We start from the raw sequence: 15,900 nt of genomic DNA, 5'->3' as shown, positions 1-15,900 counted from the left end.
ACAGTCGAAAGAGAGGATTTAAGCGTTGGAAGAAATTAATGAAACACAAATTACTCAAGAGAAAATCCCGGAAAAAGCCCCGGCAGCTGGTAATGTAAACAATGAAAATGGAGGGAAGAAGGGGAAGAAAAAAGCCCTTCTTCTGATCCTGCTATTGCTTATCGTTGCCGGTGCCGGTGGCGGCTATTGGTGGTATACACAGAATCAGGTGATGGATGCGACAACCAGATACTGGTTTGACAAGTTGGCTCAGGATGGTTCTTTGCAGGGAAAAACACCTACAGAAGTTCAGGGGATTCTTAACTCTGTTGTGGAAGAAGGTATGTTTAACGTATCCATTAATGCCAAAGCCATTTTCAATGATGCAAAAAGCGAAGGTTCTATTGGATTGGAGAATATTCCGGAGAACCGTTATTACTGTCGTGTAGTGATTCGCAGAGATGATACAAATGAAGTGCTGTATGAGAGTCAGGGTTTAAAACCGGGACAGTATATTGATAAGATAAAGTTAAAGCAAAACCTTCCGGCTGGCAACTACGCTTGTACTGCCCAGGTAATTGCGACCGATCCGGAGTCTTTGGATGATATCGGGCAGGTTCAGGTGAAGATTCAGGTTATTATACTTAATTAGGATATCAGGATGAAGAATAGACGATTATTATTTTTGGGACTGTCCTTATTATGTTTGGCAGGAGTTGTTTTTTGTGGTTGGAATTTTTATCAGGAGATGAAACCCAGGGTTCAGGCAGAGCAGGCATATAACCAGATAAGAGAGAGGGCATTCCGGGAATCCGCCGCTGTGATGGATGGTGATGAGGATATTACAGCCGTGAATTCATATACAAGGAAAAGGCCGGATTTTGAGACATTGTTACAATGGAATCCAGATATTGCAGGCTGGATCTGGTTACCGGAATCAGATATTGATTATCCGGTTGTACAGGGGATAGATAATGATTATTATCTGAATCATACTGCTGATGGTGAAAGAAATATCATAGGTTCTATTTTCATGGAGAGCCATAACCAGAAAGAGTTTCAGGATGATGTGACCATTCTGTATGGTCATCATATCAGAGGAGGGCGGATGTTCTCCTCTCTTTCTGGTTATAAAACACAAAGTTATTATGAGGAGCATCCTGTTATGTATTTGTATACTCCGGATAAGGATTATCGGGTAGATTTATTTGCCGGAGAGATACTGGATGGTCAGATAGGATCATTTCCATTAATGTTTGAAAGTGCAGAGACGCGGGAGAGATGGTTGAAAAAGCTTTTGGTTTCTTCAACATTTAAAAGTTCAGTAGCAATTGAAAGAAATGAACGAATACTGGCACTTTGTACCTGTTCTTATGAATATAACAACGCCAGGTATGCGGTATATGGAGTTTTAAGGGATATGGAGGATGAACAGAATGAGAAATAAGAGTAAGATAATTCCGCTGGTATGCTTGGCTGGCCTGACTGCTGTATTGGTCGCCGGCTGCGCAAAGAAACAGAGCTATGTAGAAATATCTCCGGATATTGCAGATAGTTTTCCCATTCAGGCAGAGCCAGCTGAGAATCCACAGTTAGTAGAATCCGATGGACCTTACGCGATTCTCCATACTACAGCCGGAGATGTTACCATTTTACTGTATCCGGAACAGGCACCCAAGGCAGTTGAGAATTTTATCGGTTTAGCAAAAGAAGGTTACTACGATGGCAGCCTATTCTATTATGCAAAGCGTGAGGAGTTGACCCAAGGCGGAAAACCGGGAGATCCGGAAGCAGAGGAGAGAAGTCTTTGGGGGGATCCGTTTGAAGATGAGGTAGATAATGGACTATATCATTTTAAAGGTGCAGTTGCAATGGCCGGAGACGGAGGCAATACCCGCAACAGTAACTTGAGCCAGTTTTATCTGCTTGTAAGAGAGGAAATCCCGGAAGATGACCGGATTATCCCGGCTAACTGCTATATGAATGACCTGATGAATCTGCGTCTGAAAGACTTAGAAGAGCTTGGCAAGGAAAAAGAGCTGAGTAAAGAGGAAATTCAAAAATTTGAGGAGGATTTAAATAAAGAAATTCAGGCCATTGCAACCGATGGCATACCAAGTGAATATGAGGCAAAGTATGCACCTGTCGCAGCGCGATACAGCCAGGTCGGAGGTGCCTGGGGGCTGGATTATGGTCATACGGTATTTGGCCAGATTGTAGAGGGACTGAATGTAGCAGAAGCAATTACCCAGGTAAAGGTATCAGCTGAAGAACGAAAGCCGAAGAAAGATGTGGTGATTGAGAGCGTTGAAATCGTTGATAAAATCATTGAGTAAAAATATAAAAGCCATAATAGCCGGGCTGTTAATTGCCCTTGCTTCCCTGCTCACCGCCGGCTGCTCACAAAGTGGCAGCAGGGAGAGCGCTTATCAGTTCGCAGAGGATGCAAAGGATGGAGAATATGTACTCCCAACCCATGTCCCGGGGCAAAGTGAAGACCAAAAAGAACCTTCTTATTTTATGATCCAGGTGAATGCGAGTCCAACGGTATCAAGGGGAGGCAAACGCTGCAATCTGATGATCGGAAATCCAACAGAGAATGAGCAGTATGTAAAGGTGAAATTAATTTTGGATGACACGGGGGAAGAATTGTTTTGTTCAGATATACTGAAGCCGGGAGAGCGAAATGCTTATGTAGATCTGGAACAGGTACCAGAAGTCGGGGAGCATACCGCTACTGCTGTATTCATGGTGTATGATCCGGAGAGTATGGAGCAGATTACAGAAATTGAAGCAAGTGTTTTATTAACCGTAGAATAAGCCGGTAGATGTTCTATATTTTTGTAATGATTGGAGCAGCAGAATACATTCTGATATGAATAGTGGTTATTTTTTTTGAGATATACTTAACGTATATTCAGTTGTTAGATATGATGATTCCTGATATGATGAAAGCAGCAAAGGTCGTTACTTATTGAAACCGAATCAGGAGGTCATTGATATGCAGATAGGTGAAGTGATAAGAGAATTCAGAAAAAGAAAAAACATGACTCAGGAGGAAATGGCAAATCGCCTTGGAGTGACAGCTCCGGCAGTTAATAAGTGGGAAAATGGAAATTCACAGCCCGATATAATGCTATTGGCCCCTATTGCCAGACTGCTCAATATTACTCTGGATACTCTATTGTCCTTTCAAAAAGAACTTACAGCAGAAGAGATAAACAGTATTGTTTATGAAATTGATGTTAAATTAAATGATGAAACATATGAAGAGGCGTTTCAGTGGGCAAAAGGGAAAATCGAGCAATATCCTAATTGTGAACAATTGATTTGGCAGATGGCATTGATTTTAGATGCAAGGCGTTTATCAAAAGATATTCCGGATCCAGAGAAATATGAAGGTTATATCAACGATTGTTATGTACGTGCATTGGTTAGCGAGGATGACAATATTAGGAATAGAGCAGCAGATTCATTATTTGGATTTTATTCAAGAAAAGAACAGTATGAGAAAGCAGAGGAATATCTGAATTATTTTTCCAGTCAGGATCCTGAGAGAAAAAGAAAACAAGCATTTATTTATAGTAAGACAAATCGGATGAACGAGGCATATAAAGCATATGAAGAATTATTGTTTTCGGGTTATCAAATGATTGCCATGGTATTTCAAAATTTATATATGTTGGCTATGCATGATAAAGACAGGGAAAAAGCTCATATACTTGTTGAGAAACAAAGGGAATTAGCGAATATTTTTGAAATGGGTGAATATCATGAAGCATCGTGCAGACTTGACTTGGTAACAGCGGAGAAAAATGTGGAAGCAACTTTAGAAACGATGGAGAGAATGCTTGCCAGTAGTGATACAATATGTGATTTTGTGAAGTCGACTCTATATGAGCATATGGAATTTAAAAAACCAAGAGAGAAATTCATTACAGAACAGCATAATAACTTGTTGACTTGTTTTAGAGATGAAGAAACATACAGCTACATGAAAAAAAGCAAATCCTGGCAGAATTTGGTAATTAATAATCCGTATCAGAAAATTTGATTTTATAGTTAAGGCATCGGATATAATATGGTAGATGAGGCGAATTTTTATCCTCCTTCATTTTTTATCAGATAGTTTTGCCAAGTAGTATAAAACTTCCGTGAAAAGGAATGTGAAGATAGTAGTCGAATTGTGGCGAAATTAGACGAAGTACGTTATAGGCGTGAGCAGTTATGTTCACGCCATTATTATTTGATTTATTATGCCAATTGTTTGTTTATTGTATAATATAAGAACGTATATATGGCATGAAGAAGTTTGATCATAATAATAGAATTATATTTTTTTATTGGAATTCATTACGTGTACCTCCTGAAAATTCACTGCCAAAACCATCATAACATAAAACAGTGTGTAAGACTAACATCATTCAGAATAAATTTACTTCTACAAACTGAATTTAGTCCTACATCATGAATTTAGTGTTGCAATCGTGAATTTAGTTTTTCATTTAACGGTTACTATTACATTTTACAAAAACATTTCTGATTCCACTTGACTTGGAGTCAGCTCCAAGTGATAGGATATATCCAGTACATATGGGGTAAAGAGAATGTAACATGAATGAAACGGCGACTGTATGCCTCAGCTTACCAGCCCTGTGGCTGCAAACATACGGCTTGGCAGCTTCCGTTTAATTAAGTCTCAGGATCTGCCGTACATCGGTGATCCGCGCGGCCCTAACGTGATTCCATGTGTGGCTGATGCTGAAAACATAAAAAATTCAATAAGGAGGCTGAAATATGGAATATGTAAAACTCGGAAATTCGGACATCCAGGTTTCCCGTTTCTGTGTAGGCTGCATGAGCTTCGGAGATCCTGCCAGCAAAATGCACGATTGGACATTGAATCCAGAGGAAAGCGAAACGATTATAAGGCATGCTCTTGATCTGGGCATAAATTTCTTTGACACCGCCAATACTTATTCGGCGGGCACCAGTGAAGAGTACCTCGGCCGCGCCATACGGAACAATGTTTCCCGTGACAAAGTGGTGCTGGCCTCAAAGGTTTATTTCAACGAGGGACATCTTTCTCAAGAAGCGATTCAGCGGGAAATTGACGGTACGCTCAAACGGCTGGGCACCGATTATCTGGATCTTTATATTATTCACCGTTTTGATTACGGTACGCCCATCGAAGAAACTATGGAGTCGCTCAACAGCCTCGTCAGGGCAGGCAAGGTGAGAGCCCTTGGCGCTTCAGCTATGTACGGATATCAATTCTACAATATGCAGCTTGCAGCCGAAAGAAACGGCTGGACACCGTTCGTTTCCATGCAAAACCACTACAATCTGCTCTACCGGGAGGACGAGCGTGAGCTAATTCCTATCTGCAATCAGCAGAACGTCGCATGTATGCCTTACAGCCCTCTTGCGGCGGGCAGACTTTCCCGGCTTGAATGGAAGACCGATACAAACCGCAGCAGGACCGATATAACGGCAATATCAAAATATGATGGAACACAGGAGACTGATTACAAAATCGTGCTGCGTGTCAATGAAATTGCGGAAAAATATGGTGTTACCATGACTCAGATTGCCCTTGCCTGGCAGTTTGCCAAGGGCGTTGCGGCGCCCATCATCGGTGCCACCAAGGCACAATATTTTGATGATGCGGCCGGTGCCCTAGATATCAGGCTGGCAGATGACGATCTATCCTATCTCGAGGAACTCTACGTTCCGCATAGGGTTGTCGGAGCGCTTTGATTAAGATAAAGCAGTAGGCACAAGTGTATTTAGTTATCTGAGGCAGTGTGTTTTTCGCAGACTGTTATTATAAAATAAAATTAAAGGAGAAAACAGAATGAACAGCTTTGTTTACGATATACCAACAAAGATCTATTTCGGAGAAGATCAGCTTTCCCATCTTGGGCCGGAACTTTCCCGCTTCGGCAAGCGCGTGTTGCTGACCTATGGTGGCGGCACCATTAAAAAGACGGGGCTGTATGATAAAGTGGCAGCAGAAATTAGGGCTGCAGGTCTGGAACTGTTTGAACTGGGCGGCATTGCACCCAACCCGCATATTGATTCCGTGCGCAAAGGTGCTGAAATCTGTAAAAAAGAAAAGATTGACGTCTTACTTGCTGTGGGCGGGGGTTCCACATTGGATGCGACAAAATTCATGGCGGCGGGCGCTTGTGTGGATTTTGACCCATGGAAATTTCTGAGTGAATGGGCGCCGATTGAAAAAGCGCTGCCGGTTATCACCATCCTTACACTTGCAGCCACCGGCTCGGAAATGGATCGCGGCGGAGTCATCAGTAATCCGGAAACCCAGGACAAAATCGGCCGGATGGAACTGCCCATGCTCCCCAAGGTCTCTTTCCTCGACCCTTCCAACACCTATACAGTCAACGCATATCAGACAGCCTGTGGAGCAGCTGATATGATGTCGCATATTATGGAAGTCTACTTCAACATGGATCAGGATCTGCAGATGTTGGATGGTGTTATGGAAGTATTAATGAAAACCATCATCAGATATGCGCCTGTCGCCATGGGGCAGCCCGACAATTATGAGGCCCGTGCAAATCTAATGTGGACGAGTTCCTGGGCAATCAACGGCTTTGTGAACGGAGGCAAGCGCCAGGCATGGAGCTGCCATCCCATAGAGCATGAGCTTTCTGCTATTTACGATATCACTCACGGTCTGGGTCTGGCCATTCTCACTCCCCGCTGGATGGAATACACGCTGGATGAAAGTACGGTATCGAAATTTTATCAGTTCGGTATTAACGTGTTTGGCATCGAAGCCTCCCTTCCTTATATGGAGGTGGCTAAGAAAAGTATTGAGCTTTTAAGCGATTTCTTCTTCCAAACGCTTGGACTGAAAAGCAGTCTTCACGAGATCGGCATAGACGATAAAAACTTTGGGATTATGGCAAAAAAAGCATGCAGCGGCGAAACGTTGCCTGGCTTTAAACCACTGAATCAGCAGGATATTGAAAATATTTTCAAGATGTGTTTATAAGGGGGTTTTTGTGACAATTGGAAAGCACCTGAAAAAACTTTCTCCGGGAACATTTGAAAAACTGCGAAAGGCGAATCGGTGCGGGAGCTATATCCATGTGAGGAGATAATAAATTTAAGTAAACAGGGAGGTGCGAATCAATGACTATAGCAGAAGTTGCAAAAAAATATGGACTTACCCCGGATACGCTGCGGTATTATGAACGCGTGGGCCTTCTGCCTAAAGTTGTACGAACCGCGAGCGGCATTCGGGACTATTCTGATGAAGATTGCCGCTGGGTAGATTACATCAAATGTATGCGCCTGGCAGGTGTTTCTGTGGAAACGCTAGTCGAATACGTTACCCTTTTTCATCAGGGCAAGGGGACTATTACCGCCCGGAAAAAGCTCCTTCTGGAACAGAGAGAACAAATTGCCGCAAAAATTGAGGGACTGAATTCAGTTCTGAAAAGGTTGGACTGGAAGCTGGACGGTTATGAAGAACGAATGCTAAAGTGTGAAGAAAATCTGAAATAATTACGTTCAATGCTAAGGTTTTGCTTCCGGAAAAAAGCAGCATATCTTTAACTGATAAATTTCATAAAGATAAACACGAAAGCGTCAGGAGAACTAATCCTGACGCTTTTGAATATATAGATCTAAAATGAAATGGCTTCCAGGCATCGAATAAAAAGAGTGGCTATGTTTTTATTAAAGTAAATGTATAGCTTTTTAGGGAACAGGGAATCAACACCTTATGAAAGGAAAAGAAATGAAATGTTTAGGCCAATCTAGTAAGAAGCCTGCTAGATGGAAAGATTTGATCTGATCGTATATTATCCATGTATAAATCTATTCATTTAGAAAATATTTATTATTTTTGTTATTCTTTAATTCATTTTTATGCTATCATTAATTTATTCTATATGTTTTTTTGCGGGAGAGTAAGAATGGATAAAAAATGCGGAGTAAAGTTAAGCAAAATACGGTTCTTATATTATGGGCTGGGCATCTTTATAGGTTGCTTTGTACTGTGGATTTCTCTGAGCGAAGGAAAGCAGCTGCATTTTTTAGATATGGAAATTATGCCATCAAAGCAGAGCTTTATAATCAATGTTGGAGCAAATGGCGAATATGTTGATGTTTTTGCTGCGGAAAAAGGCGTTCATGTTGCGGTCAATTATACAGAAAGATTGGAAGAGCAGCAGACGAGGCTGACAATAGAGGGAAAAATCAGGAAAAAAACATCAGATAGCATGCCAATCCATCTTTTGCTGCTTGGCTTTGACAATACAGAAAAGTGGCAATGGGAAATATTAAGTTCTGTGGGGCTGTCTTCGGTTCGCTTTAGTAAAGGAGAGATGGCAAATGTTCGGGCGTACCTTTACCCGTATGTTGTTGTCATATTTGGGATACTGGGTGTTTTTCTGCTTTTTAAGAATAATGGAAAAAAGAGAAACTATGCAAAAGAAAGACTGTTGGAATTTATGGATGACGCAGAGAATCAGGCGGCATTTGAAGCAGGGAAGCGGTGGTTTTTGATTCATGACAGGAGACGATACTGGAACCGATGCCTGATATTATTTTTTCTCTGTGGATTAGGTCTTTACATTCTTCAGAGATATTTATATAAGTGGGTTCTTCTGAATTCAGCAGACCACATAGGAGCTGTTATTATTTTAACTCTGGTGATTGTGAGTTTAGGAGGTGTTTTAGAAGCTTATTGGGCAATAAAGCATATGGAGGTACTTACAAGAGAGAACCGGCCCCTTACAGCATCTGCAGCTTTTTTGATGGAGGCAGCATATGGTTCTTATCGTTATCAATCTTACTACAAAAAACAAATACATAATGCAGCCGTTGGACTTGCCAGGGCCGGAAGATATGTTCAGGCATTGAAACTGGCAGATGATAGATGGAATAGCGTTCAGGAAAAGAAACTGATGCAGCTGCTTCACAGTAATCTTCGCCTGGTATGCTTCCTGGGGCTGGGAAGGGAAGAAGAGGCCGAAACAGAATTTGCACACCAGAAGCAGCTTGTAAAAAATTATCCCAAATTAAAAAAGATGGGAGAAGCGGTGCTTCTGTCAACTGAAATCAGGAAGGCTTTTATTGATCAGAAATTTGGGCAAGCAGAAGCCTACGTGAATGTATATTGTGATCGTTATCCAGATGCATATCATCGTATACCTCTTATGCCCATTCAGATGATAGTTTATGAACAAGCAGATGAAATTGAGAAGGCAAAAAATATCTGCGGTAATCTGCTTTCATACAGCCCTGAAAATATAGCAGTCAGAGAGGCAATGAGATATGGAGCCTGTACCTATGTGGAATCTCCGGATTTTCTTAAAGATAAGAACGGGCTTGTGTGCCGGATTGTTATCACCGGAGTGCTTGGCATTTACACAGTGCTGTTTGGAAGCGATATGTTAATGGGGACTCATCATTGGGGACCAAGTGAAACAAGAGCATATGAAGAGACTGATGCTGGAAAACTCATATCGCAAACAAATGATACAGAGAAGGCAGAAAACGAGACTACGGAAACAGAGTTGCCTGAATCGGAGCAGGAGCAGGATTTTCCGGCTTCTGCTTCTCAGGAACCAGGTTTTGAAATGGATTTACCGGAAGATTGGAATGGCCTTGCAGCTAGAAAAGAGTTTGAGGGAGGGTGCAGCTACCATCAGAAAAAATCCTATGATTTGATGGGTGATGGAGTTTTATTCTATATTCAGGCGTATTCGGACTGCAGCTATGTTAATCTGCCAGATTATGAAATATGGGGATATGATGGTCCTTGTGTTTATGTAATGTCACAGCCCACTGACGTGACGTTTTATACGGAAGACAGTGCCATAAGAGAAGAATACCATAAAATGCAAGGTGAAATCAGTCAAATCCGGGATACTTTCCGGATTCAGTCTGATACGGCAAAATATGACGGATATGAATTTGTATTTCCTAACAGCAGCTATAGCCTGTTGCAGGAGCCGGATTTATGGAATCTTTCTGCCAGCCAGCTGCGGATTGCAAGAAACGAGATTTATGCAAGACATGGCAGGCTATTTGCTGATGAAGAGTTGCAAAGATATTTTAATCAATGCAGCTGGTATGAAGGAACGATTGCTCCAGAAGATTTTAAGGAAAATGTGCTGAATGAAACAGAGCGGTTTAATATCCGTTTGATTCAGAAACAGCAGCAAAAAATGGAGTGAAAATATGGAGGATGTATCGCATGCCAAAAGATAAAGGAAGAATGAGTTGGAAAGTATTTTGGATTATATTGATAAATCCTCTGACAGCAGCGGTATATCTTGTATTTTTGCAGCGTTTATACCGATTGTGCCAGTTTGGAGGAAAGCGCAGGAATATACCGATATTAATAGGGTGTATGATATTTTTCTGTGCGATATTTTTTATAGCGATTATAACAGCGAAAAAAAAAGGAAGAAGGGCAGAAGAACAAACCGATATACCGAAAGAAACCGCAATACAAAAGATCAATAAAAACCGATGGCTATATAGAGGTTATATGTCGGTGCTTCTGTTATTTGGTATAGGAACTACATTATTCTACGGAGAGAAAATTGTACTTAGCGCCAGTAGTTTTAATGGAAAATTATCATGGTTTTTATATGAGAGAAGCCATAAAAGGACAGTAGAGATTACTCATGATAATGTATTTTCAGATGGAATGGATGAAATGCTAGCGGATTTGGAGCAGAAGCTTCAAATGCCGGAAGATCTATATGTCGCTACCAGTTTTAATCTTTATTTCAAACCAGATGGTACCATAACTTCGTTGGAAACCTATTTGTATGGAAAAGATGATAGAGGTAATTTGAAGACCTATCTGATCAGCTATGATGGGAGCAAGTCAAAACGTGCGACTGTTTATTTGGACGGATCAGTATCAGAGCAGGGGGAAGACCGTAAGAAACTGCAGCCGATGCTTGATATCCTAAAACAAGTTAATCTGGAAGGAACTGTGCAGCAGTGGGATGATGAAGAATACGGTATCATTTATTACGGAGTGCGGGATTGGGGAAATGATTCGACGGGAATCAATTGGGTGGATTTAAATGAGGGCAGGCCGGCGAAAGCTGAGACCGGATCCAATATTCAAGGGTATACAGTTTCTGTGTTTGTACCGGGCAAAGAAAATGAAATTACGCCAATACGCTATCTGGCAGCGTCAGAAGGGGAAGAGCGATCCAGCAGCGAAGCATTGTCTGAAGATAAGCCTGCCGCAATCAATCCAAATGAAGAATTTCAATTTGAAAATGGTGACCGGTTCCGTCTGAATGTAGTAGATGCCGCTCTTGGCAGCCGCTATTACACCCTGGAGTACAGTGATGATGGAGGAATAAACTGGAAGGTTGTGAATCAAGATCCGTTTTTAGGTCAGGCAGGGGTGGCCGCAGGCATTGCCTTTATTGACGAAAAGCTGGGATTTTTCTGTCTTTCACATAATGGCGGCGATGAGGCAGAGCTATACCGGACTGCTGATGGCGGAAAAACGACAAAGCCAGTAAAGCTTCCGTATTCCGTTATGGAAAAAGAGCCGGATCAGGATTCACAGTTTGATTTCCCAGAAATGCCATATGAAGAAGATGGGATCCTAAAAATGGTGATAGGACAGGGGGCTGATGGGGCGCAAGAGGTACTTTACCAATCAGAAGATGGAGGAATCAGCTGGGAATTTGTTGGGGAGATCAGATAAGTATAGATGCAACCTGTAAATGAGTTTTTTGAATAAAAGAACGAATGTATTAGGAAAGTCATATGCCAGATAAAAACAGTTATGTGATTTGTCAATTTTAGGTTTTGGCTGTAAAATGTATCAAGATATGGTATATTGAGATAATAATGATATTTCAAAGTAATCAAACTTTGGACTCACTGAAAGTGGAGGCTGACATATATGAGACGGCAATTCGATAAGCAAGTGAAACAGATAAAAAGAGAAGAATATAAATTGCTTAACAAAAAGGAAAATCCATTATTAAAAGCTTCTATAGAGCCTGTTGCTGATAAAATTCAAAGCTATATTCCCAGCAAACTGAAAACCGCCCTGGAGACGGCATTCTATAAAGGCTTCCGGTTGGTTTTTGAAAAAGGAAATATTTATATAGAGAAGACTTATGATAAAGATAAGATACAGTTGGAATATGATTTAAATAATTATGCTATTGGCAAAAGAACCGAAAGAAAATATTTGAAGCGTTTAGATCAGCATTCCAAGCAGTCCCAGATGATTAATTCTTCCATCTCTGTAATAGAAGGAGGCGTTTTGGGAGCATTAGGAATCGGCTTACCCGATATTCCGCTTTTTTTATCTTTGGTCATGAAATCTGTTTATGAAATTGCTTTAAGCTATGGATATCATTATGAAACAGAGGAAGAAAAAGCTTATATCCTGCTTTTGATCTGTACCGCCATGACGAAACAGGAGCAGCAGAAAGAATTCTATCAAAAACTTGAAAAATTAGGCGATGACATCGATTCTAAAATTATCCCGGAAATTAATTTGGAAGAACTTATAAAAACCACAGCAGGAATACTATCGGAGTCGTTATTAACCGCAAAATTCATACAGGGGATCCCATTGGTAGGAGCGGTGGGTGGCTTTGTAAATTATAGCATCATCCGTAAAATTAGCAAATTTGCCGGTGTGAAGTACAAAAAGAGATATTACATGAATAAACAAAAACATGAATTTTAAGCAATTTAAAGCCCCTCTAAGCAAACCCCTCAGATTTGACATACGGAGTGCACCGGAGGGACTTTGCTGTATCAAAGGAAGATAGCAGCGAAAAGCGGATCTTACGGTAAACCAAGCTCCGCATTTTTTCTGCCAGTTCTTTTTGGGGCTGAAAGAAGAAATTGTAATGATTATTGTTAATTTCGCTAAGCCCTCTGTCTGTAGCCGGTCTATAACCCGTGATACAACCACTTCAAAATAATTCAAGTACTAATAGTAATTATCCAGTAAGCCTTATAGCAGGGTAGTGGTTTAACATTCTGCTCAATCTAGCGTTCAAGTTCTGACTGCTTTTCCTTTGGCATGGAACCTTACGGAAATCAGATATACTAATCCAATCAGCAAAACAGTTGCTGCTACAGTACCCAGACCAAATTATATCTTGCCGGTAATTAGGCCACCAATCTGATAGACGGTCGAAGACACCTATATATCCAATTGCTCCTAATATCCACTTCGCACTATTCATTTCACCAATCGGTGGTCTTGACTCTCAAATAACAATAATAGTGACCATATCTATTTCATATTGACTTATTCCTATTGAAATGTCTATAATTGGAATAACAATGTGCGGTAGTACCTCGCAGCAGATTACGGCATCATTTCGGGGGAAGCTTATGAAAAAGGAATTACGGCAATTCGGACAGAAATTTCGGGATATGGCCTTGGTACATAAGATGATATTTCTGTATATTCTGATTATTTTTATTCCCATGATACTTCTGGGAACCTTTTATATTGGGAATTTCAGCGTACATATGAGAGAACAGTATGTAGCGGGAAAGACGGCCATCATGGATCAGTGCAGGAAATCCATTGAAAATAACCTATCCCAGGTAGTGTTCTGTACCAGGTCCTTTCAAAGCAATGCAGATTTGCTCCACTATGTAGAATCAGAGGATTTTTCTACGGCAAATGGTGCTTATACGTACATGAAGACTGTGTTGCCGGTATTTTTGCAGATGAAGGCAACCTATACCGATTATCAGACTATTTGTATCTATAGAAGATTTGAGAAAAGATGGAATGATCCTGCATATGTTTTGAATGGCCTGAATGTGGAAGAGCTGAAAGACACGAACAATATGTCCATGAAAAGTATGAAAACCGTCATTTACACGGATGAGAAAAGCGGTGTTACCATGTGCAGGATGTATATGGTACTGTATGACAGCCGGTATTATCAGAAAATCGGTTTTTCGTGCGTTGCATGCAGCTTTGATACTATTTTTCAATCTCTGGAATTTGCGGAAAATGGCGAAACAATGCTCTTTACATTAAATGGATCAACCTGGAACATCGGTAAGAATGAACAGGGAAAGCTATGTCTGACTCCTTACGATGGAGAAATTCCGGGAAGGGAGAACCAGGTATCAATTACGGTGGAGCCGATGGGAGCAAAAATAGATTATTACTATCGAAATTTTCAGCTTCTATCCAACAATAACCTAATCTCAGTACTGATCGGAATGATTCTGATTTTGGCGTTTTTTACAGTAGTTTATTACCTTTTCTATTATTCCATTACCAAGAGAATCACAGATTTGACAGGCTACATGTCGCGGATGCAGAAGGACCGGATGGCACCGTTTAAGATTGACGACAGCCAGGATGAAATTGGTACCATGATACGTGTGTATAATGATACGGCTGAGAGAATGAACAAGCTGATTGATGAAATTTACCAGAAGGAACGATTGGTGGGCCAAGCGCAGTATTATGCCATGCAGTCCCAGATACAGCCTCATTTTTTGTATAATACACTGGAAAATATTGATATGCTTATTGAAATGGGAGAGTACGAAAAGGCTTCTCAGATGATTGCTCTTTTTGGGAGGATTCTCAGGTACAATGTGTCGAAGAATCAGGAGAAGGCTACGGTTGGTGAAGAGGTATCCCATATTACAGACTATTTAAAGCTATATTCCTATCGGATGCGGGATGATTTTCATTATGAGGTGAATGCAGATCCTTCCTGCAGTAAGATCCTCTGTCCTTACTGCATGCTGCAGCCAGTAATTGAGAACTGTTTCAGGCATGGGTTTCGTCATGAGGAAAGGGAGTTCTGGGTATCAGTCAGGGTTTTCTGGAGGAATGAATTCGTATATATAGAGATTGAGGATAATGGCTCCGGGATAGAAGCGGATAAATTAAGGAAAATAGAACAACGTCTGCAGAAGGGTACTCAGAGGGAGAAGGAAAAGAGCTCCATCGGTCTGTTAAATGTACATGAACGGGTACAGCTTCTGTGCGGAGAGGAGTGCGGCCTGCGGCTTGAGAGCAGAAAACAGGGCTGTCTGGTCACGATACGATTAAAAGGGAGGCTGGAGGAATGAAGATACTGATCGTGGATGATGAACGTCTGATTATAATGGGACTGAAGAGCTGTATTGAAAAGATTCCGGATATTGAGTGTCAGGTAGAAACCGCAACCTCCGGAAAACAAGCGTTGGAGTTATTGGAGGTATTTTCTGCAGATGTTTTAATTACTGATGTGGAAATGCCGGGAATGTCCGGCTTGGAGCTGCTGGAAAAGGTACAGCAGAGAAATCTGTGTCAGCATTTTATGGTTTTGTCCGGATATGATAAATTTGAATACGCCAAAGGCGCAATCCGTTACGGGGTAAAGGATTATATGTTAAAACCTGTGGATAAGGAAGAGCTGAGAAGGAATATCTGTGCCATTGCTATGCGCCTGGAGAACCATGAAGATCTGGAGCAGCTGAAGCAGTATCAGGATTATTTCAGCCATGTGGATGAGAAGAATATTCCGTATACGTTGAAAAAAAGTGTTGCTTTTATCCGGGATAATTATGGAAAAGACATTTCACTGACCATGCTGGCGGAGCATGTCGGGAAAAGTGAGAATTATTTATGCAGCCAGTTTAAGAAACAGTGGAATATCACTTTTTTGGATCTGGTGAATGAGATGCGCTTGAAGGAAACCTTGTATCTGTTGCTTTATGATAAAAATTTACCTGTCCGGGATGTGGCAGGCAGAGTAGGATACAAAACGGAACGGCAGTTGTTTCGTCTGATCAAAGGGAAGGTCGGGCTGACACCGCAACAGATCAGAAACGGGGAAAGGGAAGCTGTGGCCGAAGAAATATAGAAGCAATCATCTATCCCATATGGGCGAATATACCGGT

General features: G+C 41.2%; 14 protein-coding genes. All 14 read left to right on the top strand.

What is annotated here, in order from left to right; translation table 11 throughout:
• Nucleotides 1–25 precede the first annotated feature (25 nt).
• The 14 genes from AC27IJ_RS18815 (at nt 26) to AC27IJ_RS18750 (ending at nt 15,863) form a co-directional block, all read left to right on the top strand.
• Nucleotides 26–631, top strand: a complete 606-nt coding sequence (locus AC27IJ_RS18815; RefSeq protein WP_313257064.1) for a hypothetical protein — start codon at nt 26–28, stop codon at nt 629–631.
• A gap of 9 nt (nt 632–640) precedes the next feature.
• Complete coding sequence (srtB, locus tag AC27IJ_RS18810) at nt 641–1,426, top strand: class B sortase (RefSeq protein ID WP_312444470.1); 786 nt, start codon at nt 641–643, stop codon at nt 1,424–1,426.
• The gene (locus AC27IJ_RS18805; protein ID WP_487150191.1) at nt 1,416–2,315 is read left to right on the top strand and encodes a peptidylprolyl isomerase; all 900 of its coding nucleotides are present in this window, start codon (nt 1,416–1,418) and stop codon (nt 2,313–2,315) included. The genes srtB and AC27IJ_RS18805 overlap by 11 nt, the downstream gene beginning before the upstream one ends.
• On the top strand, nt 2,296–2,799 hold the full coding sequence (locus AC27IJ_RS18800) for a hypothetical protein (protein WP_487150189.1): 504 nt from the start codon (nt 2,296–2,298) through the stop codon (nt 2,797–2,799). The genes AC27IJ_RS18805 and AC27IJ_RS18800 overlap by 20 nt, the downstream gene beginning before the upstream one ends.
• A gap of 181 nt (nt 2,800–2,980) precedes the next feature.
• Nucleotides 2,981–4,033 carry a helix-turn-helix domain-containing protein gene (locus AC27IJ_RS18795; protein WP_313257062.1) on the top strand — a complete coding sequence of 351 codons (1,053 nt, stop codon included), beginning with the start codon at nt 2,981–2,983 and terminating at the stop codon, nt 4,031–4,033.
• Between the two features lie 743 nt (nt 4,034–4,776).
• The gene (locus AC27IJ_RS18790; protein ID WP_487150187.1) at nt 4,777–5,739 is read left to right on the top strand and encodes an aldo/keto reductase; all 963 of its coding nucleotides are present in this window, start codon (nt 4,777–4,779) and stop codon (nt 5,737–5,739) included.
• A 97-nt stretch (nt 5,740–5,836) separates the two neighbouring features.
• A complete protein-coding gene (locus AC27IJ_RS18785) occupies nt 5,837–7,003 on the top strand; it encodes an iron-containing alcohol dehydrogenase (protein WP_487150185.1) in 1,167 nt (388 codons plus the stop codon).
• 140 nt (nt 7,004–7,143) lie between these two features.
• Nucleotides 7,144–7,518, top strand: coding sequence for a MerR family transcriptional regulator (locus tag AC27IJ_RS18780; RefSeq protein ID WP_312444455.1), 375 nt, complete (start codon nt 7,144–7,146; stop codon nt 7,516–7,518).
• A 413-nt stretch (nt 7,519–7,931) separates the two neighbouring features.
• A complete protein-coding gene (locus tag AC27IJ_RS18775; protein ID WP_487150183.1) occupies nt 7,932–10,199 on the top strand; it encodes a YARHG domain-containing protein in 2,268 nt (755 codons plus the stop codon).
• Nucleotides 10,200–10,245: 46 nt separating this feature from the next.
• The gene (locus tag AC27IJ_RS18770; RefSeq protein WP_312444453.1) at nt 10,246–10,491 is read left to right on the top strand and encodes a hypothetical protein; all 246 of its coding nucleotides are present in this window, start codon (nt 10,246–10,248) and stop codon (nt 10,489–10,491) included.
• A gap of 25 nt (nt 10,492–10,516) precedes the next feature.
• The gene (locus AC27IJ_RS18765) at nt 10,517–11,707 is read left to right on the top strand and encodes a WD40/YVTN/BNR-like repeat-containing protein (protein ID WP_487150181.1); all 1,191 of its coding nucleotides are present in this window, start codon (nt 10,517–10,519) and stop codon (nt 11,705–11,707) included.
• Nucleotides 11,708–11,908: 201 nt separating this feature from the next.
• Nucleotides 11,909–12,709 (top strand): EcsC family protein, encoded by an 801-nt coding sequence (locus AC27IJ_RS18760; RefSeq protein WP_312444451.1) that lies wholly within the window; start codon nt 11,909–11,911, stop codon nt 12,707–12,709.
• Nucleotides 12,710–13,368: 659 nt separating this feature from the next.
• A complete protein-coding gene (locus tag AC27IJ_RS18755) occupies nt 13,369–15,087 on the top strand; it encodes a sensor histidine kinase (protein WP_487150178.1) in 1,719 nt (572 codons plus the stop codon).
• The gene (locus AC27IJ_RS18750; RefSeq protein ID WP_487150176.1) at nt 15,084–15,863 is read left to right on the top strand and encodes a response regulator; all 780 of its coding nucleotides are present in this window, start codon (nt 15,084–15,086) and stop codon (nt 15,861–15,863) included. Before AC27IJ_RS18755 ends, AC27IJ_RS18750 begins: the two co-directional genes overlap by 4 nt.
• Nucleotides 15,864–15,900: the final 37 nt, after the last annotated feature.

The sequence above is a fragment of the Lacrimispora sp. YZC11 genome (assembly GCF_057543815.1).
Note: the sequence above shows the minus strand (reverse complement) of the source record. Positions and strands in the feature narration are given on the sequence as shown.